We start from the raw sequence: 20,640 nt of genomic DNA on the forward strand, positions 1-20,640 counted from the left end.
GCTGCAAGCCGGAACCCGGGCAGAAAAAGGAGCGGCGCGCCGGCGCAGCGATGGGCAGAAAAATCACAGGCGACGGAGCCTCCCGCCAAGGCCGGCCCGATGCCCGCGCGCTACCGGCTGCGCGCCGCCGGACCGGCCCCGCCGCGCATTCACCACCTGGCCGATGGTCGATGGCGCTGGCGCCCGCGCAGCGCTTCGATCGCGCGCAGAAGGCCGGCACCGCACCCCTACAATGGCATCGGTCAGCAGCAGGAATCAGGAATGTGCGCCAACGTGTCCTCCGCCCCATCCATACCAGCCCCGGCGACACCCACACCAGCGACACCGGCGCCCGGCACCGGGAAAAGCCTGACCGCCGGACTCGCACTGGCCTTTCTTGGCTCGATCGCTTTCAGCGGCAAGGCCATCATCGTCAAACTGGCGTACCGCCATGGGGTGGATGCAGTCACGCTCATCATGTACCGCATGTTGTTCGCGCTGCCGATCTTTGCCGCGATGGCCTGGTGGGCGGGTCGGGGCCAGCCGGCGCTGACGCGCAAAGACTGGCTCGGGGTGCTGGGCCTGGGGTTTACCGGTTACTACCTGGGCAGTTTTCTGGACTTTGCCGGGCTGGCCTATGTCAGTGCGGGCCTGGAGCGGCTGATCCTGTATCTCAACCCCACGCTGGTCGTGCTGCTCGGCTGGCTGTTGTATCGACGGGGCATCGGCTGGGGGCAGGCGGCGGGCATGCTGCTCAGCTACTGCGGCGTCGTCCTGGTGTTTGGCCATGAGGCCCATTTGCAGGGAGCAAACGCGGCCTGGGGCAGCTTGCTGGTGTTTCTGAGTGCGGTCAGCTACGCCATCTACCTGGTCTACAGCGGCGAGTTGGTGCAGCGCCTGGGGTCACTGCGTCTGGTCGGGCTGGCGACCACGGTGGCCTGCCTGTGCTGCCTGGCGCAGTTTGCGCTGCTGCGCCCCCTGAGTGCGGCGGTGGTGGCGCCCGAGGTGATCTGGCTGTCCCTGCTCAATGCCACGCTGTGCACTGCCGCGCCGGTGCTGATGGTGATGATGGCCGTAGAGCGCATCGGTGCCGGCGTGGCCGCGCAGACGGGCATGGTGGGGCCGCTGTCGACCATTGTCATGGGCGTGTGGATTCTGGACGAACCCTTTACGGTCTGGGTGGCGGCCGGAACCGTCCTGGTGATTGCCGGCATTTTCGTGTTCACCCGCATGGCGCGGCAGCGCCGCTGATCGATTCATGGCAGGATGCCCGGGTCTGTCCCGGATCACACTTCCATCCCCCTTGCTTCCCCTTTATTCCCCTTGCAGGAGCATCTTTTCATGAGCCTCATGAGCCGCACCGTCCAGATTCGCCAGCATGGTGGCCCCGAAGAACTCCAGTGGGTCGATCTGCCCGTGGGCGACCCCGGCCCTGGCGAGATTCGCATCCGCCATCACGCCATCGGTCTGAACTTCATCGATGTGTACCACCGCACCGGCCTGTACCCGTTGAACATGCCCGCCACCATCGGCATGGAGGCCGCAGGCGTGGTCGAGGCCGTGGGGGAGGGCGTCACGCATTTGCAGGTGGGTGACCGCGCCGCGTATGCCAGCCCGCCGCCGGGCAGCTATTGCGAACTGCGCGTGATGCCCGCCAAGTGCGTGTGCAAGCTGCCCGATGCCATCGGTTTTGAAACCGGCGCGGCGATGATGCTCAAGGGCTTGACGGCGCAGTACCTGCTCAAGAAAACCCTGCCGGTGCAAGGCTTGCAGCCCGGTGACCAGGTGCTGTTTCACGCCGCCGCCGGCGGCGTCGGGCTGATTGCCTGCCAATGGGCCAAGGCGCTGGGCCTGCAACTCATAGCCACCGCAGGCACCGATGCCAAGTGCCAACTGGCCCTGGCCAACGGCGCGGCGCATGCCATCAACTACCGCAGCGAAGATTTCGCGCAGCGCGTGCAGCAGATCACCGGCGGCAAGGGCGTGAAGGTGGTGTACGACTCGGTGGGCAAGGACACCTGGGAGCAGTCGCTCGCCTGTCTGCGCCCGCTGGGCCTGATGGCCAGTTTCGGCAATGCCTCGGGCCCGGTGCCGCCGTTTGCGCCGGGCCTGCTGGGAACCAAAGGCTCGCTGTACGTCACGCGCCAGACGCTGTTCACCCACATTGCCACGCGCGCCAGCACACAGGCCATGGCCGACGACCTGTTTGCCGTGGTGGCCGGCGGGCAGGTCAAAATCCGCATCGAGCAACGCTATCGGCTGGCCGATGTGCAGCAGGCGCACCGCGACCTCGAAGCACGCAAGACCATCGGCAGCACCATTTTCACGCTGTGAGCGCCGCCCGGCCGCCCGAAGGCGCTCACACCGCAGCCGAAGGCGAAGGTACTCCAGTGAGCGCCGCCCGGCCGCCCGAAGGCGCTCACACCGCAGCCAAAGGCGGTGGTGCTCCAGTGAGCGCGGCGTTGCCCGGCCCAGCGCAGCCCCACGCGTCGTTCGGGCACTGGCTCGCAGCGGCCCGGCAAAGGGCGCAGCAACCGGCGCTGCGGCCCCGTCAACCGTTGCTGGTGGCGGGGCAGGTGCTCGGTTCGGTGGCCCAGGGTTTCCTGGACCAGATCAGCCCCGGGCGATCGATCCATATGCGCTACAGGCTATCGAAACAGGGGCATTCAGGGGCCTGGGCCTGGCATCTGGACGCGCCCCCCGAGGCCACGACCGAGGCGCTGAACGCATTGGCTGCGGCGCTGCACGAAGAAGGGCTGTGCGGACCGTGGCGCAACGAGCAATTGGCCGTGTGCAACCCGCAGGGGCAGCCGGTGGGCACGGTCGAGCGCGGGGCCGTGCGCGTGCTGGGCGTGGGCACGCGCGCGGTGCATCTGGTGGGCTTGGCGCCCGATGGCCGCATGTGGGTGCAAAAGCGCGCGCTGAGCAAGCCCAACGACCCGGGCCTGTGGGACACGCTGATGGGCGGCATGGTCTGCGCCGCCGACACGCTGGCGCAGGCGCTGGCGCGCGAGACCTGGGAGGAGGCCGGGCTGCGGCTGGACGATCTGGCCGGCATCACCCATGGCGGCCATTTGCAGCTTTGCCGCCCCAGCGCCGAGGGGCATGGCGCAGGCCAGATGGTCGAGCGCATCGACTGGTTCCATGCGCAGTTGCCCGAAGGTCTGCGGCCCTGCAACCGGGACGGCGAGGTCGAGCGGTTTGACCTGCTGACCATGGGCACCTTGCGTCAGCGCCTGGCGCAAGAGTGGTTCACGCTCGAAGCCGGCCTGGTGATTGCGGGGTTTCTCGGGCTGTGACCCCGGTCGTCACGGTGCAGATCGACGGTATGGCCCCGGAGTCGGCGCAGCCCTCTGTCATCGAACTCTGTCATCGAATCTTCATGCCAGCATCTTCACGCCGACATTTTTGGCTCGTACCATGCACGGGTTTCTTCTGGAGTAAACCCATGCCGGATATTTCCTCGGGCAGGCTGATGGCAACCGCCATGGCTTGCATGACGTTGACCACGGCGCTGGCGCAGACGGACAGCCGCCCCGTGCTCAGGATCGCCGTTCAGCAAGTCACCAATACCGGGTCCCTGATCCCTTTGCGGGAACGAAGCAATGTGGGGTCCCGCAGCTTTCCGATGATCTACGCCGGCCTGATCGAAATCGACCGGCAAGGGAATCTGTCGCTCAAACCCGGTCTGGCCACGTCATGGAAACGCATCGATGAGCGCACCGTGGAGCTCAAACTGCGCAAGGGCGTGAAGTTTCACAATGGCGACGAGATGACCGCCGAAGACGTGGCCTTCACGTTCGGCCCCGAGTATATGTTTGCCGCGACCGAGCCGCGGCGCGCCGGGCAGAAAGCGGTCACCATCAAGACCGATGCTTCTGCCGCAGGTGCGCAGACGGCAGGCAAAGCGCTGGCGCTGCCCCCTGAAGTGCCGGCCATCGCCAGACGGCTGTGGCCATCGCTGGAGCAGGTCAAGGTCATCGACAAGCACACCGTGCGCTTCGTCAATGCCGTGCCCGATGTCACGATGGAGGGGCGCATTGCCCGCTCCGGCTCGGAAATCATTTCCAGGCGCGCGTTCCTTGCGGCGAAAGACTGGGCCTCCTGGTCGCGCAGCCCGGTTGCGGCAGGGCCGTTCAAGGTCAAGGAACTCAGGCCGGACAATTTGCTGGTTCTGGTCGCACATGATGCCTACTACGGCGGCAAACCCCCGGTGCGCGAAGTGCGCTATCAGGTGGTTCCCGAGGTATCGGGACGGGTCAATGGCCTGCTCAGCGGCGAATACGACTTCGTGGCCGATGTGCCCCCGGACCAGATCAAGACCATCGAGGCGAATCCGAAGTTCGAAGTGGTCGGCGGCCCCGCGCTGAACCACCGCCTGATCGCGTTTGACAAGCACCATCCGCAACTGGCCGATCCGAGAATCCGCCTGGCGCTGGCCCACGCCATCGACCGCGACGCCATCGTCAGCACGCTGTGGGCCGCCCGGACCAGCGTTCCCGCAGGTCTGCAATGGGAATACTACGGCCCCATGTTCCACAAGGACTGGAGCGTGCCGCGCTACGACCCCCAACTGGCAGCCCGGCTGGTCCGCGAAGCGGGCTACAAAGGCGAGCCCATTCCTTACCGCGTTCTGAACAACTACTACACCAACCAAGTGCAAACCGCCCAGATTCTGGTGGAGATGTGGCGCGCAGTCGGTCTGAACATCCAACTGCAAATGAAGGAAAACTGGCAGCAGATTTTCGATCAGGGTGCGCCGCGCGGGATCCGTGACTGGTCCAACTCCTCGCCGTTCAATGACCCCGTCAGTTCCATCGTCGACCAGCATGGCGCCAACGGTCAGCAGCAACAGATGGGTGAATGGTCGAACAGCGAGTTCAACACGCTGGCGACCTTGCTGGAAAACGCCACGGACATGTCCAACCGCAGCCGGGTTTTCCGGCGCATGCTGGAGATTGCCGAGCGGCAAGACCCGGCCTATACCGTCTTGCACCGCAGTGCGCAGTTCTACGGCAAGCGCAAGGACATTGACTGGAAATGGTCCCCGACATTCGCGATGGACTTCAGCGCCGACAACCTGCGCATGCCCGGAAAATGAACACCCCGCACAACGGCGCCGATGCCTTGGTGTCCATCCGGAACCTGCGCGTCGCATTCGACGATGGCAAGGCCAAAGTGCCGGTGCTGCACGGCATCGACCTGGATATCGACCCGGGCGAAGCGCTGGGCATCGTCGGCGAGTCCGGTTGCGGCAAAAGCGTGACCTGGCTGGCGGTGCTGGGCCTGCTCGGCGCGCGGGCACAGGTCAGTGGAACGGTATACCTGCGCGCAGAGCCGCTGCATACGCTGCGAGGCGATCAACTGGCGCCGATTCGGGGCAAGCGCATCGCGATGATCTTCCAGGACCCGTCCTGCGCACTCAACCCGGTGCAGCGCATTGGCCGCCAATTGACCGAGGCACTGACGCTGCACCGTGCGCTGCGGGGCGCGCCGGCCAGGGCCGAGGCGCTGCGGCTGCTCGACAGGGTGCACATTCCGGACGCCAGGCAGCGGCTGGACGCATATCCCCACGAACTATCGGGCGGCATGAACCAGCGCGTGATGATCGCGATGGCGCTGGCCGGTGAGCCCGAGCTTTTGGTGGCCGACGAACCCACCACGGCCCTGGATACCACGATACAGGCGCAGATTCTGGCGCTGCTGGCCGAAATCCGGCAGGACAGCGCGATGGCGCTGGTCTTGATCTCGCACGACCTGGGGGTGATCGCCGACATGTGCGATCGGGTGCTGGTGATGTACGCCGGCCGGGTGGTCGAGCAGGCCCGGAGCCAGCGCCTGTTTCAGCACCCGCAGCATCCTTACACACAGGGCTTGCTGGGAGCGCTGCCCGACCTGCACCGGGCGCCCGAACGACTGGTTCCGATCGCCGGCAACGTGCCCGAGCCTGCCCACATGCCACGGGGTTGCAGTTTTGGGCCGCGCTGCCGGCAGTTCCAGCCCGGCTGCGAACTGCATGCCCCTGTCCAGCGCCAGATCGGTGTCCAGCACCATGTGGCGTGTCATCGGGCGGGCGCATGAGCGCCGCCCGGCCGCCCGAAGGCACTCATACCGCAGCCGAAGGCGAAGGTGTTCCAGTGAGTGCCGCCCGGCCGCCCGAAGGCGCTCATACCGCAGCCGAAGGCGGAGGTGTTCCAGTGAATGCCGCACGGTCGCCCGAAGGCGCTCATACCGCAGCCGAAGGCGAAGGTGCTCCAGTGAGTGCCGCCCGGCCGCCCGAAGGCGCTCATACCGCAGCCGAAGGCGGAGGCGAAGGTACTCCCGTGAGCGCCTTGCTCGACATCCGGGAACTCTCGCGCCACTACCCGGTGCGCAACTCCCCATGGCCCTGGGGCAAATCGGTCAGCCTGCGCGCGGTCGACGGTGTTTCCCTGCGTTTGCCTGCGGGCAAAACCCTGGGTCTGGTGGGCGAATCGGGTTGCGGAAAATCCACCACTGCCCGCATGGTGCTCGGGCTCTTGCCGGCCAGCGGCGGACAGGTGCTTTTCGAGGGGCAACCGGTGCCATCGGTGCGCGGCCCCCGCTGGCGGGCTTTGCGCCAGCGGATGCAAATGGTCTACCAGAACCCGCTGGATGCACTCGACCGCCGGCTGCGCGTGCAAGACCAGGTGGCCGAGCCGCTGACGATTTTCCGGCAGGGTTCGATGGCCGAGCGCAACGAGCGCGCACGCGCAATGATGGCATCGGTGGGGCTGACGCCGCACCTGATGACCCGCTATCCGCATGAGCTTTCAGGCGGCCAGCGCCAGCGCGTGGTGCTGGCACGGGCATTGATCCTCGGGCCGTCCTTGCTGGTCTGCGATGAGCCTGTCTCGGCGCTGGACATGTCGATACAGGCGCAGGTGATCAATCTGCTGCAAGACATTCAGGAACGGCGGCAGGTGGCCTACCTGTTCATCAGCCACGACCTCAAGGTGGTGCGCCAGGTAAGCCATGAAGTGGCCGTGATGTACCTGGGCCGCATCGTCGAGCAAGGCGCCGCCGAAGATTTGTTCCGCCGCCCGGCGCACCCTTACACGCAGGCCCTGGTGTCGGCCGTCCCGTCGCCATGGCGCAGCGCGGGCTTGCCCCGCATCGTGCTGCAAGGTGATCCGCCCCGCCCCGGCGCGCTGTCTGCGGGATGCGCCTTCCACAGCCGGTGCGCGCAGGCCATGCCATCGTGCCGGGTCGTGCGGCCCGAACTGCAACCCATCGCACCCGGCCGCACAGCCGCGTGCCACCTCCTTGCGCGGGCTTGATCGGGTATGTCGTCCTACATCGTTGCGCGTCTGCTGCGGGCCCTGGTGACGGTTTTTCTCGTCCTCAGCTTTGCTTTCGTGATCCTGCGGCTGTCGGGGGATCCGGCCCTGCTGATCATGTCGCCCGATGTGCCGCCCGAAGCGATCGAAGCGTTTCGCCGCAGTTGGGGACTGGATGCTTCCTTGTGGCAGCAGTACCTGGGGTTTTTCCGCAACCTGCTGCAAGGCCAATTCGGTTACTCGATGCGCGACCGCAGCCCCGCGATGGCGCTGGTCATGCAGCATCTGCCCGCCACATTGGCCATCACGCTGCCGGCTTTTGCGCTCAAGCTGGCGCTCGGCATTCCCGCCGGCATGTTCGCTGCCTTGCACCGCAATTCGGCCATCGATCGGTGCGTGATGGGCTTGGCCGTCGCCGGCCACACCATCCCCGGCTTCGTTCTCGGACTGGTGCTGGTGCTGGTCTTTGCCGTCGGCCTGGGCTGGTTGCCCAGCGGCGGCAATGCCGGTTGGCAACACGCCATCTTGCCGGTGCTGACCCTGAGCCTGGGGGGCGCTGCCGTGCTGGCCCGCTTCACCCGCTCGGCGATGCTGGAGGTGATGGGCCAGGCTTACATCCGGACCGCATTGGCCAAGGGCTTGCTCTGGCGCGCGGTCGTGCTCCGGCACGCCTTGCCCAATGCCGCCATTGCGACCGTGACGATCGTTGGCTTCATGGTCGGCAGTCTGGTCGCTGGCGCGGTGGTGGTCGAGAGCGTTTTCTCCTGGCCCGGCGTCGGGCGGCTGCTGGTCACGGCTGTCGCCAACCGCGATCTGGCGGTGGTTCAGAGCCTGCTATTGCTCGTGGCCGCCACCATGGTGACGGCCAATCTCATCGTCGACGCCCTGTACGGGTGGATCGATCCCCGGTTGCGCCGCAGCTCGGCGGCAAAGGCTTGAGACATGAAAGTCATCCCCTTTTCGGCCCAAGCCCAGGCCCAGGCCCAGGCCCGGACGCCGGGCAGCGCGCCCTCGTCCCGGCCCGAGCGTCTGCGCCGCCTGCTGCGGTCTTATCCGCCGCTGGTGCTGCTGTGCGGCCTGTGGACGCTGGCCATACTCGGCGTCGCACTGCTGGCCGGCGAACTGGCCCCTTATGCCCACAGCCAGATCGACCTGCAGGCCAGGCTGTCCCCGCCGATCTTCATGGGCGGATCGGCCAGCCACTGGCTGGGCACGGATGAACTGGGCCGGGATGTTCTGTCGCGTTTGCTGGCCTCCATCCGCATCAGCTTGCTGGTGGCCTTCATCAGCACCATCTTGTCGGCCACGCTGGGGGTCTTTCTGGGATTCCTGGCGGCCCACTTCAGGGGCTGGGTGGAGCAACTCATCCTGATCCTGGTCGATTTTCAGGCGTCGATGCCGTTCATGATCATTGCCCTGGCCGTGCTGGCCTTTCTGGGCAACACGCTCCCGTTGTTCATCGCCCTGATGGGGCTGTACGGATGGGAGCGCGCCACCCGCATCACCCGGGGGCTGACCATCGCCGCCAATGAGCAGGGGTATGCCGCTGCGGTTGCCGACATCGGCGCCTCGCCGATGCGGGTGTACCTGGTGCATGTGCTGCCCAACATCGCCAGCACCCTCATCGTCAGTGTCACGCTGACGTTTCCCGAAGTGATCTTGCTGGAGTCGGGCCTGTCGTTCCTGGGCCTTGGCGTGCAACCCCCGATGACCAGTCTGGGCAACATGGTCGGTTATGGCCGTGAATACCTGCAGACGGCGCCCTGGTTGTTGCTGATTCCCAGCGCCGTGATCGTGCTGACCTCCTTTTCGGTGAGCACATTGGGCGACTGGTTGCGCGATCGGCTGGACCCCACCTTGCGCTGACCGAAAGCGCGTCGGCATTGCCATCGATTGCCATCGATTTCCATTTTCCCGAGCGGAGACCATCATGAGAAAAAAGAACGTGCTGCTGATCGTCGTGGACCAGTGGCGGGGGGACACCCTGCCGATGCTCGGGCACCCGGTGGTCAAGACGCCCCATATCGCGGCCCTGGCCGATGAAGGCGTCACCTTCAGGCGCCACTACACCCAGGCGGTGCCTTGCGGCCCGGGCCGTGCCAGTTTGCTCACCGGGCTGTACATGATGAACCACCGGGCGGTTCAGAACACCATACCGCTGGATGCGCGCCACACCAACATCGCGTTCGAAGTGCGCAAAGCCGGCTACGATCCGGCCCTGGTCGGGTACACCACCACCACCCCCGACCCGCGCGTGAACGCGCATTCAGACCCGCGCTTTACCGTGCTCGGCGCCGACATGGAGGGCTGGCGGCCCGTCGGCTCCTGGGGCCTGAAGATGGAGGCTTACTTCGCGTGGCTCGCTGCACAGGGCTACGCCTTGCCCGAGAACCCCTGGGACATCTGGCTGCCCCAAGACATGGGCCCCGGTGAAATCGGCGCGAGCCGGCAAGCCAGCCGCGTTCCTGCGCATCTGTCCGATACGGTCTGGTTCACCGACCGGGGGCTGGATTACCTGCACGGCGCCCGGCGCAAGCCCTGGTTTCTGCACCTGGGCTACTGGCGGCCGCACCCGCCATTCATTGCCCCGGCGCCGTACCATGAGATGTACGACCCCGCGCAATGCCCTGCGCCCGTGCGCGCGGCCAGTGCGCAGGCCGAAGCGCAGCAGCACCCTTTGCTGCGTTATTACCTGGAAAACATCCAGCGCAGCAGCTTCTTTCAAAATGGCAAGGGTCTGGGCAGCCAGATGGACGACGCCGAAGTGCGCCAGATGCGCGCGACCTACTATGGACTGATGACCGAAATCGATGCCCAGCTCGGGCGTGTCTTTGCTTACCTCAAGGAGACGGGGCAGTGGGACGACACCCTGATTGTCCTGACCAGCGACCATGGCGAGCAACTGGGCGATCACCATCTGCTGGGCAAGATCGGGTACTTCGACCAGAGCTACCACATTCCGATGCTGATACGGGACCCGTCCCGCGCCGCCGATGGCACGCGCGGCACGCAGGTCGATCACTTCACCGAGACCATCGACACCATGCCGACATTGCTCGACTGGCTCGGACAGCCCGCACCCCGGGCCTGCGACGGCCGCTCGCTGCTGCCCTTCGTTCATGCCGGCGCAGCCCCTGCGGACTGGCGCACCGAAGTCCACTACGAATACGACTTTCGCGACATCTTCTACTCCCGCCCCGAGACCGCACTGGGCCTGAAAATGGACGAATGCGCGCTGGCGGTGGTGCAGGACGAAAACTGGAAATATGTGCACTTCGCAGCCTCGGCGCCCCTGTTCTTCGATCTGCGGCGTGACCCGTCGCAACTCGACAGCGTCGCGGGTCAGCCGGAATACGCCGCGCAGCAACTGGTCTATGCACAAAAAATGCTCAATTGGCGCTTGCAGCACGCGGAGCGGACATTGACCGGCTACGCCGCATCGCCGCAAGGGCTGCGCTGCCGGCGGTGAGCCGCGCTGGCGCTCGCGGCAGTGGCGCGGGTGAGTCCGTGAGTCCGTGAATCCGCGGCACGCGCGCCCGGCCCGCAGCCCGCAGCCAGGTCACTGAGGTTTGGCCACCACTCCGCGCCGCTGGTCAGATCAGGCCCGAAGGTGCTGCAAGCCGGGCCGGGCGAAAAGTATTGGAAACGCTCAGGGATTCGCTATTGGCGCCACGGGTCGATGCGTCGATAGGCAGTCATTCCATTTGTCTTTTCCCTGGGGTCGACGAAGAACAGCCGCCTTGGCGCCTGCCTTGGCTGCGGGCGAATCTGCGCCCATTCCTGGCGCTTCGCTTTTGGCGCGCACATCAGGGGGGCCGGGCATTTCCGACGGGAGCATCTGCCGCCATGCGCAGTGCCTGTCGCTTTTGCAACAAACAACGACGATCCCATGTTAAGGGGCGGGCTCGATCCCGGACTATCCTGCAACCCCAGAAACGGCAGTTGACCGCTCCCCGGCATCCCGGAGACCGCATGTGCTTGGAATTTCTCCTCTTCGCGGGCTTGCACCGATCAGGTAAGAGCGCCATGCACCCGATGGCATCGCCGCAGGTAGCGCCATGCTGCGTTGCTCCTTCTTGCGCCCGGCAGGGCGCAGCGTCGCCGCATCGTGCCTGGATCGCCGATGACGGCGCACGCGGGCGCATTCGACTGCCGTTTCCAGGGTAACCAGATCACACCAGATCACGCATGGTCACATCAGAGAAGATACAAGGAGACACAGTGGAGACATTTGATTTCATATGGTCCGATCTGGCGAGCATTGCCGCCATGACCGTTCAGCACATCGAGATTGTCGGTGTCGGCATCGGCCTGGCCATCTTGACCGGCGTGCCGCTCGGCATTCTGATCACCGGCAACGCGGGCCTGGCGAAAGTCGTGCTGTACACGGCGGCCATGATCATGACGATTCCATCCGTGGCGCTGTTTGGCCTCATGATTCCGGTGCTCTCCGTCATCGGCCAGGGCATCGGCTTTTTGCCCACCGTGATCGCGCTGTTTCTCTACGCGCAGTTGCCCATCGTGCGCAACACCTACACCGCGATTACCAATATCGACCCGGCGCTGCGCGAAGCCGCCAAGGCCATGGGCATGAAGACCGGCGAGCGGCTGCGCAAGGTGGAGCTGCCGATTGCCTTGCCCATCATCATGGCCGGGGTGCGCATGGCGGTGGTGATCAATGTGGGCGTTGCCGCGATTGCGGCCTACATCGGCGCCGGCGGCCTTGGCAAGCTCATCAGCCGCGGCATCTCCCAATCCGACCCGCGCCAGTTGATCGCCGGCGCCATCCTGATCAGCGTGCTGGCCATCGCAGCCGATTTTGCTCTGGGCTGCTTGCAGCGGCTGCTGACGCCCAAAGGGTTGCGCTCCGCACCATGGCTGGCAGGTTTTCGCAAATATCGGCCATCATGATCAGGCTCTCTGAACTCACCAAGCGCTATGGCGGGGCCTGCGTGGTGGACCGCATCGACATGGAAGTGGGCGCGGGCGAAATCTGCGTGCTGCTGGGGCCATCGGGGTGCGGCAAGACGACCACGCTCAAGATGATCAACCGTCTGGTGCAACCGACTTCCGGCAAGATTTTTCTCGAAGGCAGGGACACCGACGACTTCGACGTGGTGGAGTTGCGCCGTCGCATCGGTTACGTGATTCAGCAGATCGGCCTGTTTCCAAACATGACGGTCGAGGAAAACATCTGCGTGGTGCCGCACCTGCTGGGGTGGGACAAGGCCCGGGCGCGGCGGCGGGCGGCGCAGTTGCTCGACATCGTGGCGCTCGATCCGGCCATCTACCTCGCGCGCTACCCGAAGGACCTGTCGGGCGGCCAGGCGCAGCGCGTCGGCGTGGCGCGGGCGCTGGCCGCCGATCCCCCGCTCATGCTGATGGATGAGCCGTTCGGCGCCATCGATCCGATCAACCGGGAGTTGATTCAGGACGAATTTCTCCAGATTCAGCGGCAGGTCAAAAAGACCATCCTCTTTGTCAGCCACGACATCGACGAGGCGGTGAAGATGGCCGACAAGATTGCCATTTTCCGTGGCGGCCGGCTCGAGCAGTTCGATACGCCCGACCACATCCTGGCGCGACCGGCCAGCCCGTTCATTGCCGACTTCGTTGGCGCCGACCGCGCACTCAAGCGCTTGCGCCTGCTGCGCGCCCGCGATGCGCTGACGGCCTGCCATTGCGCGCTGCGCATCGGCCAGAGCAGCGCGCGCGCAAAGGCGCTGATGGCCGAATTCGCATCGCTGCTTGGCAGCGACCAGATCGTGCTTCTCGACGAAGACGACAAGCCCCTGGGTTGCCTGACGCGCGCCGGGTTGCCCGATGGCGCCCTGAGCGCTGCGTACGCCATCCCGATGCAGGAAATGGCGCATTCCGGCGACGATCTGCGTTCCGTGGTGTCGTCCATGTTCGCCAGCGGCACTGCGTGCTTGCCCACGGTGGACGACGATGGCCGGTTTGTCGGCTATGTCAGTCAGGCGCGCGTCGTCGAGTTGCTGCGCATCAGAGGGCAGACATGAAACTGGCGCAGTATTCTTGGCGCCCTTGCCTGGCCACTGCGCTGGCGGTGTGCACGCCGGCCCATGCGGCGGGCCGGGACATCGTTGACGGATTGATGCAATTTCGCAGCGACATCGCGTACCAGTCCATCCAGCTCATGACGATGGTTGCCATCGCCGGCGCGCTTGCCATCGTGGCGGCAGTGCCGCTCGGCATCTGCATGAGTCGGCCAGCGCAGCGCCGCGCAGCCGTCATCATGCAGGTGCTCAATGTCGGGCAGGCCATTCCCAAGCTGGCACTGCTGGCGCTGGCGATGAGCGTGCTGGGCATCGGCACGGTGCCGGCGATTTTTGGCCTGTGGGTGGCCACCCTGTTGCCGATCGCGCAAAACACCTATGAAGGCTTGCGGGCGGTGCCGCGCGCACTGATCGAGGCGGCCACCGGAATGGGCATGACGCCGCTGCAGATTCTCTGGCGCGTCGAGTTGCCCAATGCGCTGTACGTCATCTTTGCCGGCATTCGGACGGCGCTGGCCATTACCGTCGGGACGGCGCCGCTCGCCTTTCTGATCGGTGGCGGCGGACTTGGCGAGTTGATCTTTACCGGCATCGATCTCAACGATTTCACCATGTTGCTGGCAGGCGCAATACCCATTGCCCTGTTGGCAATCCTTACCGATGCAGTCCTTGGACTGGTGCAACGCAAGCTGGTCTCGCGTGGTGTCACCCCCTGCGACGGAAAAAACTGAAAGTTGAGGAAACCATGAAAAATCCATTGCTTGCACGCGCCTTCGCCTTGACCTGCGTGCTGCTGACGGCGTTCTGGAGCACCCCCTCGTCAGCAGCGCCGATCGTGGTCGGCGGCAAGAATTTCACCGAGCAGCAATTGATGACGGAGATAACCACGCAATTGCTGGAGGCCAAGGGCTTTGAGATTGTCAAGAAGGATGGCATGGGCAGCGCAGTGCTGCGGCAGGCGCAGGAGAACGGCCAGATCGATCTGTACTGGGAATACACCGGCACCTCGCTCATCACCTACAACAAAGTGAGCGAACGCTTCAGCCCGGAGGACACCTACCGGAAGGTCAAGGAACTCGATGCGGCCAAGGGCCTGGTGTGGCTGAACCCGTCGCGCGCCAATAACACCTACTCGCTCGCCATGAATGCAGACGAGGCGAACAAGCAGGGGATTGTCAGCATCAGCGATCTGGCACAGGCCATCCGCAGCGGCAAGGCGCTCCGTTTCGCCTGCAATTCCGAGTTCTATGCCCGCCCGGATGGCTTGCGTCCGCTGGAAAAGAGCTATGGCTTCGACTTCGCGCGCGCCAAGCTCAAGCGCATGGACACCGGCCTGACCTATCAGGCCCTGAAAGACCGCCAGGTGGATATTGCGCTGGTCTTTGCCACCGATGGCCGTGTGCCTGCCTTCAACTTTGTGATATTGAAGGACGACAAGGGCTTTTTCCCGGCCTATGCATTGACGCCGGTGGTCAGAAAGGTCGTGCTCGACGCCAATCCCTCGCTGGCCCCCATTCTGAATGCACTGTCCGAAAAACTCGATGCCCCCACCATGGCGCGCCTGAACGCGAGTGTCGATGTCTCCCGCAAATCATTGCGCGAGGTCGCCCGCGACTTCCTGAAACAGTCGGGCCTGATCGGATGAAGACCCTGCAACGCAAATCATCATGAACCAGAACCTGATCAAGGTCGCCGCAGCGCAGATCGACGGCGCCTATGGCGATATCGGCGCAAACCTGAGCCGCCACCTCGGCCTCATTGCGCAGGCCCGCGCCGGCGCTGTGGGCTTGCTGGTCTTTCCTGAGCTGTCGCTGTGCGGGCACAGCGCCGGCAAGGATGCCTTGAGGCTGGCCATGACCCGCGACGACCCGGTGATTGCCGCGCTTGCAGAGGCGAGCACGGATTTGCACACCGTGTTCGGCTTCATCGAGGAAGCCCCCGCCGGCCAGTTTTACAACAGCCAGGCGACGGTCGCCCATGGCAAGCTCATCCATGTGCACCGCAAGGTGCAACTGGCAACCTACGGCAAGTTGAGGGATGGGCTGTACTACGCTGCCGGCACGGTGTGCGGGAGTTTTCCGCTCGATGCGCGCTGGCAGATGGCCACGCCCATCTGCGCGGATTTGTGGAACCCGGCGCTGGTGCACGCGCTCGCCTGCGATGGCGCCACCTTGCTCGCAGCGCCGGTCAGTTCCGCCCGCGAAGCGGTGGGAGCCGGCTTCGACAATCCCTCCGCCTGGGACATCAACCTGCGCTTTTACGCGCTCACCTATGGCGTAGCCATCGTCATGGCCAACCGCGTAGGCAGCGAGGGAATGATGAGCTTCTGGGGCGGCTCGCGCATCCTCGACCCCTTCGGCCAGACGGTCGCGCTTGGCAGCGCCAGTGAAGAGGGCTTGATCATCGGTGAGATCGACTATGAGTCGGTGCGCCAGGCGCGCTTTTTGTTGCCCACCGTGCGGGATGCGCGCGCCTTGCGCCAGCGGGCCGCAAAACACGCCCTGGCCCAGGACTGAGAGACAGCGATGCAGGATTTTCTTCTCGATGATGCCGACCGGATGTTCCGCGCCGAAGTCCGCGCCTTTTTGCAGCGCGAACTGGCGCCACGAGCGGTCGCCATCGAAGACCGGCAAGACTGGTCTGCCGTGAAGCAAGTGGTGCGCGCACTTGGCGCGGCCGGTTACCTGCGGCTGATGTTTGCCGACCTGTACCAGGGCAGCCTGGCCCAGCCCGGCCTCACCCATGCAACCGTGCTTTCCGAAGAAGCCGCCTACCTCAACTACGCCTTCGAGACCACCATCGCAACGGCGTTGAGTTGCGCCTACCCCCTGCATCGCCATGCCAGCCGCCGCCTGTGCGACACCTATCTGGCGCCGATTCTCGATGGCGCCGCGATTGGCGCCATCTGCGTGACGGAAACCAATGTCGGCAGCGATTCGGCAGGCATGGAAACGCGCATGGTGTTTGACGCCAAGACCAATGAATGGGTCATCGATGGCTTCAAGCGCTATATCTCCAACGCTTCCGTGGCCGATGTGTATATCGTCTATGGCATGGCAAGCGCCGGGATGACGGCCATTGCCGTGCCGGGCCATGCGCCCGGCATCCGGTTTCCGCGCAATTACACCTTCATGGGGCGGCGCGGCTCTCTCGTGGGCGAAGTTGAATTCAAGGACTGCCGCGTATCGGCTGAGCACTTGCTCGGCGAGCCGGGCGGCGGGTCGCGCATCATGCGCGGCATGTTCAATTTCGAGCGCGTCATCCTCGGCGGCTCAGGTCTTGGCGTTGCGCGCAGCGCATTCGATATCGCGGTGGCGCATGCGCAGCAGCGCCAGAGTTTCGGCCAGGCGCTCGGTTGCAAACAACTGATCTGGGACAAGATCGCGCAGATGAGCTGGAGAATCGATGCGGCAGAGCTGCTCACCTATCGGGCCAGCAAAATGTATGACGCCGGCAGCGACGGCAAGGCGCTGATGAAGGAAGCTGCCATGGCAAAACTGGTCGCCACCGAAACGGCAAACTTCTGCGCCAATGAAACCGTGCAGATTCTCGGCGGCGACGGCATCACCAAGGAGTTCGGTCGCGCCGAACAGATTTACCGCGACGCGCGCGCGCTCACCATCGTTGGCGGCACCTCCGAGATGGCCAAGTACCTGATCGCCAGCCGTGATTTGCCCGGTCTGCGGATCACGCTCTGAATACCCGGCTCATCACCCTGCTCATTACTCAGCTTATGCCGTTTTATGCCCACCATCGCCTCCCTCTTTGAAAACACCGTCAGCAAATACCCCGACCGCCCGGCCCTCGCCTGCGGCGCCAGCACACTTTCCTATGCCGCCTGGAATGCGCGTGTCCGACGCTTTGCGCAAGCCCTGTTCAACCTGGGGGTGCGCCAGATGGACCGGGTTGCCATCCTGCAAAAGACCTCCGAGGCAACACCGACCGCGTACATGGCCTGCCAGTTGCTCGGCGCGATTGCCGTGCCGATGAATCATCGGCTCTCGCCCGATGAGGCGGCCTACATCCTGCGCGATGCCGGCGCCCGCGCCGTGATCTACGACGATGCGATGCTGCCGCTCATGGGCAAGATGGTGCTGGCGCTGCCGGACCTGCGCACCTTCATCCGCGTGCGCAGCGCAGCGTCCGATGTGTCCGATGTGTCCGGTGCGTCCGGTGCGTCCGGTGCGTCCGGTGCGCCCGATGCGCCCGGCCTGCCAAAACACCATCATTGCTTCGAGGCGCTGATCGATGGCGCCACACGGCTCGATGCGCCGCTGCCGCAACCGGGCGCGGAGGATATCTCGGCCATCGTCTACACCTCCGGCACGACCGGGCGTCCGAAAGGCGCGATTCACACCCACGGCAATGATGTGGCGATTGCGACCAACTGCGTGATGGAGTACAGCCTGACCTGCACCGACGTGGCGCTGCATATCGCGCCGCTGTATCACGTCGGCGGCATGCAAGCCTATTTCCTGCCGCACATGGTGGTGGGCGCTGCCAACGTGATCTTGCCGCGTTACACAGCGCTGACCACGCTGGAGGCGATTGCGCGCCATCGCGTCACCACCTTGTTCGCAGTGCCCACGCAAATTCAGGACATGCTGTTCCACCCCGACTTCGCCGCCATGGATGTCAGCAGCCTGCGCATGATCACCACAGGCGGCGCCGCCATTGCTGCGGCCACGATGCAGCGCGTCATCCATGAGTTTTGCCCCCGCGTCTTCAACGGCTATGGCATGACCGAAGCCAGTCTGACCCTGCTGCTGCATCCGCGCGATGCCTTGGCGCATCTCGGCTCCTGCGGCAAGCCGACCCTGATCAGCACCTGCCGCGTCATCAGGAACGACCCTGAACGCAGGGTCGCCGCCAGCGAGACCCTGGCTGCCGGCGAGGTCGGACAACTCATCGTGCGAGGCCCGCAACTGGTTGCCCGCTACTGGAACGACCCCGCTGAAACGGAAAAAAAATTCAGGGATGGCTGGCTCTACACAGGCGACCTTTTCAGCGTCGATGACGCCGGATATTTTCACTTTCATGGACGCGCCGACGACATGATCGTGTCCGGCGGCGAAAACATCTATCCGCGCGAAATCGAGGAAGTCCTGTACCACTGCCCCGGCGTGCAAGAGGCCGCCGTGATTGGCCTGCCCGACCCGAAATGGGGGCAGGCCGTCACGGCCTTCGTGGTCAAGAGCGATATCGATCTCCTTGCCGCCGAGGTCATCGCCTTCTGCAAGGCCAGCCTCACGTCGTACAAATGCCCGAAACAAGTGTTCTTCCTCGACCAGTTGCCGCGCAACCCCAGTGGCAAGATATTGCGCAGGGAACTGGCACCGCAACCGGGAGTCTCGGCATGAGCCAAGCTGTGCTGTACGAGCAGGATGCAGCCATCGTCACGCCGACCCTCCACCGGCCAGCCACGCGCAATGCCCTGACCGACATGGAGATGATCGATGCGCTGGCGGCGCGCCTGTCCTGCGCGCAGGCCGATGCCCGCGTGCGCATGATCGTGCCGACCGGCGCCGGGCCAGCCTTCTCGTCGGGCGGCAACATCGAGCACATGCGCGACGCGCTTGGCCTGTTGCAAACGATTGCCGAGAATCCCCCGGCGTCTTGCGCATGTCCAAACGGCCCATGCGGGAAGGGCAGCGGATGGACCTGCCCAGCCTGCTGGAATCGTCAGCCGCATTTCAAGGCATTGCGCACCGCACGGCAGACCACCGTGCGGCGCTCGCCGCGACGTTTCAAAAACGCCCGTCGATGCGTGCCGGAGACTTAGCGCATGGACACGCCCGCGTTCATCCATCGCCTGGCATTCGAGGACCTACCCGCAGCGGTCGTCGAGCAAGGCAGGCTGTGCCTGCTCGATCTCCTGGGCGTGGCGCTGGCGGGCCGGCAGACCGCCTTGTCGCGCATCGCCAGCGACCATGCGGTCGAATTCTTTGGCGCTGGCAAGCTGCGCTCGCGCATTCTCTTCGACGGGCGCAGCGCCAGTCCTGTCGGCGCAGGCATGGCGGGCGCGATGACCATCGATAGCTGCGACGGCCACGATGGCCATGCGCAAACCAAGGGGCATGTCGGCGTGACCGTGCTGCCGGCATTGCTGGCGCTGGCCGATCGGCGCCATGACATGCCTGCCATGCCAGCCATGGGCAGCAGGGAATTTCTCACCGCGCTGGTGCTGGGCTACGAGATCGGCACGCGCGCCGGCATTGCCCTGCATGCCAGCGCCTGCGACTACCACACGTCCGGCGCCTGGAACGCGCTGGCAGCCGCCGCGCTCGCTGCCCGCCTGTTGCCGCTGGACATCCAACAGACCCGCGAGGCGCTCGGCATTGCCGAATACCACGGGCCGCGCAGCCAGATGATGCGCTGCATCGACCACCCGACCATGGTCAAGGATGGCTCAGGCTGGGGCTGCATGGCGGGACTCAGCGCAGGCTTTCTGGCGCAGCGAGGCTTTACCGGCGCACCCGCGCTCACCCTCGAGCAGCCCGCAGCCCAGGTGTATTGGGACGATCTCGGCACCCGCTGGCGCATCCTGGAGCAATACTTCAAGCCGCAGCCGGTCTGTCGCTGGGCGCATCCCGCCATCGATGCGGCACAGGCGCTGCGGCGCCGGCACGGCCTTGCGAGCGAGCAGATCCGCTCGGTGCGCATCGCCACCTTTCACCATGCAACGCGACTGTCCCACCCGCAGCCGGCCACGACCGAACAGGCGCAATACAGCCTGCCCTTCCCGGTGGCAGTGGCGCTGAAATACGGCGCGGTCAGATTCGACGCGCTGACAGGCGAGGCCCTCGAGGATGCCGAAGTCTTGCGCTTGAGCCACGCCATTCGCGCAGAGGAACGCGCCGAATTCAGTGCGCGCTTTCCCGAGCAACGCGTAGCCGACGTGAGGATCGAACTATTCGATGGCCGCCACTTCGACTCCGGGCCGACCCAGGCATCAGGCGACCCGGACTTGCCGCTTGCTGCCAGCGCGATTCGGCAAAAATTCTGGCGCTTTGCCGAAGGCGTGCACAGCAAACCGCAGGAATTGGCAAACCGGGTTGAACGGCTAGGCGCGGATGACACCCCGATCGCGCCCCTGCTCGACCTGGTGCTTGGCGAACTTCAGCGCCATCGATCTTCGCATCGAGGGATGACATAAAAATTCAGCGCAGCCCGTTTCCAAATCTGTGTGAACCTGCGTCATCTGCGGATTGGAAAATCGATTCATCCGCAGATTGATGCAGATGACATGGCGTTGACAGTGGTTCATACGGTTCTCGATATCGAGGCTGTTCTTCGATCGCGACCGGTGTTCGTGATTGCGGAGGGCTTTGTTTTTTGACCTTCGC

General features: G+C 64.9%; 19 protein-coding genes. All 19 read left to right on the forward strand.

What is annotated here, in order from left to right; all coding sequences use genetic code 11:
- Positions 1-261 precede the first annotated feature (261 nt).
- The gene (locus VEIS_RS10905) at positions 262-1,230 is read left to right on the forward strand and encodes a DMT family transporter (protein WP_011809986.1); all 969 of its coding nucleotides are present in this window, start codon (positions 262-264) and stop codon (positions 1,228-1,230) included.
- Positions 1,231-1,329: 99 nt separating this feature from the next.
- Positions 1,330-2,313 carry a quinone oxidoreductase family protein gene (locus tag VEIS_RS10910; protein ID WP_041949969.1) on the forward strand — a complete coding sequence of 328 codons (984 nt, stop codon included), beginning with the start codon at positions 1,330-1,332 and terminating at the stop codon, positions 2,311-2,313.
- 128 nt (positions 2,314-2,441) lie between these two features.
- Positions 2,442-3,278 carry an NUDIX hydrolase gene (locus tag VEIS_RS10915; protein ID WP_041950756.1) on the forward strand — a complete coding sequence of 279 codons (837 nt, stop codon included), beginning with the start codon at positions 2,442-2,444 and terminating at the stop codon, positions 3,276-3,278.
- A gap of 149 nt (positions 3,279-3,427) precedes the next feature.
- Positions 3,428-5,080: an ABC transporter substrate-binding protein gene (locus VEIS_RS10920; protein WP_011809989.1), complete on the forward strand. Its 1,653-nt coding sequence runs from the start codon at positions 3,428-3,430 to the stop codon at positions 5,078-5,080.
- The gene (locus VEIS_RS10925; RefSeq protein ID WP_011809990.1) at positions 5,077-6,060 is read left to right on the forward strand and encodes an ABC transporter ATP-binding protein; all 984 of its coding nucleotides are present in this window, start codon (positions 5,077-5,079) and stop codon (positions 6,058-6,060) included. The genes VEIS_RS10920 and VEIS_RS10925 overlap by 4 nt, the downstream gene beginning before the upstream one ends.
- The gene (locus VEIS_RS10930) at positions 6,057-7,277 is read left to right on the forward strand and encodes an ABC transporter ATP-binding protein (RefSeq protein WP_232287898.1); all 1,221 of its coding nucleotides are present in this window, start codon (positions 6,057-6,059) and stop codon (positions 7,275-7,277) included. The genes VEIS_RS10925 and VEIS_RS10930 overlap by 4 nt, the downstream gene beginning before the upstream one ends.
- 6 nt (positions 7,278-7,283) lie before the next feature.
- The gene (locus VEIS_RS10935) at positions 7,284-8,216 is read left to right on the forward strand and encodes an ABC transporter permease (protein WP_011809992.1); all 933 of its coding nucleotides are present in this window, start codon (positions 7,284-7,286) and stop codon (positions 8,214-8,216) included.
- Between the two features lie 3 nt (positions 8,217-8,219).
- Positions 8,220-9,143, forward strand: coding sequence for an ABC transporter permease (locus VEIS_RS10940; RefSeq protein WP_011809993.1), 924 nt, complete (start codon positions 8,220-8,222; stop codon positions 9,141-9,143).
- A gap of 64 nt (positions 9,144-9,207) precedes the next feature.
- Positions 9,208-10,746 (forward strand): phosphoric/sulfuric ester hydrolase PehA, encoded by a 1,539-nt coding sequence (gene pehA, locus VEIS_RS10945; RefSeq protein ID WP_011809994.1) that lies wholly within the window; start codon positions 9,208-9,210, stop codon positions 10,744-10,746.
- Positions 10,747-11,498: 752 nt separating this feature from the next.
- Positions 11,499-12,188 (forward strand): ABC transporter permease, encoded by a 690-nt coding sequence (locus VEIS_RS10950; RefSeq protein ID WP_011809996.1) that lies wholly within the window; start codon positions 11,499-11,501, stop codon positions 12,186-12,188.
- Positions 12,185-13,297 (forward strand): ABC transporter ATP-binding protein, encoded by a 1,113-nt coding sequence (locus VEIS_RS10955; RefSeq protein ID WP_011809997.1) that lies wholly within the window; start codon positions 12,185-12,187, stop codon positions 13,295-13,297. Before VEIS_RS10950 ends, VEIS_RS10955 begins: the two co-directional genes overlap by 4 nt.
- Positions 13,294-14,025: an ABC transporter permease gene (locus VEIS_RS10960; protein WP_011809998.1), complete on the forward strand. Its 732-nt coding sequence runs from the start codon at positions 13,294-13,296 to the stop codon at positions 14,023-14,025. Before VEIS_RS10955 ends, VEIS_RS10960 begins: the two co-directional genes overlap by 4 nt.
- Before the next feature lie 14 nt (positions 14,026-14,039).
- Positions 14,040-14,939 (forward strand): glycine betaine ABC transporter substrate-binding protein, encoded by a 900-nt coding sequence (locus VEIS_RS10965; protein ID WP_011809999.1) that lies wholly within the window; start codon positions 14,040-14,042, stop codon positions 14,937-14,939.
- A gap of 22 nt (positions 14,940-14,961) precedes the next feature.
- A complete protein-coding gene (locus tag VEIS_RS10970) occupies positions 14,962-15,810 on the forward strand; it encodes a nitrilase-related carbon-nitrogen hydrolase (RefSeq protein ID WP_011810000.1) in 849 nt (282 codons plus the stop codon).
- Between the two features lie 9 nt (positions 15,811-15,819).
- Entirely contained in the window at positions 15,820-16,992 is a 1,173-nt protein-coding gene (locus tag VEIS_RS10975; RefSeq protein WP_011810001.1) for an acyl-CoA dehydrogenase family protein, read from the forward strand.
- Positions 16,993-17,037: 45 nt separating this feature from the next.
- The gene (locus tag VEIS_RS10980) at positions 17,038-18,654 is read left to right on the forward strand and encodes a class I adenylate-forming enzyme family protein (protein WP_011810002.1); all 1,617 of its coding nucleotides are present in this window, start codon (positions 17,038-17,040) and stop codon (positions 18,652-18,654) included.
- On the forward strand, positions 18,651-19,076 hold the full coding sequence (locus VEIS_RS10985) for an enoyl-CoA hydratase/isomerase family protein (RefSeq protein ID WP_011810003.1): 426 nt from the start codon (positions 18,651-18,653) through the stop codon (positions 19,074-19,076). The genes VEIS_RS10980 and VEIS_RS10985 overlap by 4 nt, the downstream gene beginning before the upstream one ends.
- A 3-nt stretch (positions 19,077-19,079) precedes the next feature.
- Positions 19,080-20,450 (forward strand): MmgE/PrpD family protein, encoded by a 1,371-nt coding sequence (locus tag VEIS_RS10990; RefSeq protein WP_011810004.1) that lies wholly within the window; start codon positions 19,080-19,082, stop codon positions 20,448-20,450.
- Positions 20,451-20,480: 30 nt separating this feature from the next.
- Complete coding sequence (locus VEIS_RS28640; protein ID WP_157048478.1) at positions 20,481-20,633, forward strand: hypothetical protein; 153 nt, start codon at positions 20,481-20,483, stop codon at positions 20,631-20,633.
- Positions 20,634-20,640 lie beyond the last annotated feature (7 nt).

Origin of the sequence: Verminephrobacter eiseniae EF01-2, from assembly GCF_000015565.1 — a bacterium.
Lineage (GTDB): Bacteria > Pseudomonadota > Gammaproteobacteria > Burkholderiales > Burkholderiaceae_C > Acidovorax > Acidovorax eiseniae.

Coding starts and splice junctions, on each gene's coding strand:
- VEIS_RS10905 (WP_011809986.1), top strand. CDS start 262: ATGTGCGCCAACGTGTCCTCCGCCCCATCCATACCAGCCCCGGCGACA.
- VEIS_RS10910 (WP_041949969.1), top strand. CDS start 1,330: ATGAGCCGCACCGTCCAGATTCGCCAGCATGGTGGCCCCGAAGAACTC.
- VEIS_RS10920 (WP_011809989.1), top strand. CDS start 3,428: ATGCCGGATATTTCCTCGGGCAGGCTGATGGCAACCGCCATGGCTTGC.
- VEIS_RS10925 (WP_011809990.1), top strand. CDS start 5,077: ATGAACACCCCGCACAACGGCGCCGATGCCTTGGTGTCCATCCGGAAC.
- VEIS_RS10930 (WP_232287898.1), top strand. CDS start 6,057: ATGAGCGCCGCCCGGCCGCCCGAAGGCACTCATACCGCAGCCGAAGGC.
- VEIS_RS10935 (WP_011809992.1), top strand. CDS start 7,284: ATGTCGTCCTACATCGTTGCGCGTCTGCTGCGGGCCCTGGTGACGGTT.
- VEIS_RS10940 (WP_011809993.1), top strand. CDS start 8,220: ATGAAAGTCATCCCCTTTTCGGCCCAAGCCCAGGCCCAGGCCCAGGCC.
- pehA (WP_011809994.1), top strand. CDS start 9,208: ATGAGAAAAAAGAACGTGCTGCTGATCGTCGTGGACCAGTGGCGGGGG.
- VEIS_RS10955 (WP_011809997.1), top strand. CDS start 12,185: ATGATCAGGCTCTCTGAACTCACCAAGCGCTATGGCGGGGCCTGCGTG.
- VEIS_RS10960 (WP_011809998.1), top strand. CDS start 13,294: ATGAAACTGGCGCAGTATTCTTGGCGCCCTTGCCTGGCCACTGCGCTG.
- VEIS_RS10965 (WP_011809999.1), top strand. CDS start 14,040: ATGAAAAATCCATTGCTTGCACGCGCCTTCGCCTTGACCTGCGTGCTG.
- VEIS_RS10970 (WP_011810000.1), top strand. CDS start 14,962: ATGAACCAGAACCTGATCAAGGTCGCCGCAGCGCAGATCGACGGCGCC.
- VEIS_RS10975 (WP_011810001.1), top strand. CDS start 15,820: ATGCAGGATTTTCTTCTCGATGATGCCGACCGGATGTTCCGCGCCGAA.
- VEIS_RS10980 (WP_011810002.1), top strand. CDS start 17,038: ATGCCCACCATCGCCTCCCTCTTTGAAAACACCGTCAGCAAATACCCC.
- VEIS_RS10985 (WP_011810003.1), top strand. CDS start 18,651: ATGAGCCAAGCTGTGCTGTACGAGCAGGATGCAGCCATCGTCACGCCG.
- VEIS_RS10990 (WP_011810004.1), top strand. CDS start 19,080: ATGGACACGCCCGCGTTCATCCATCGCCTGGCATTCGAGGACCTACCC.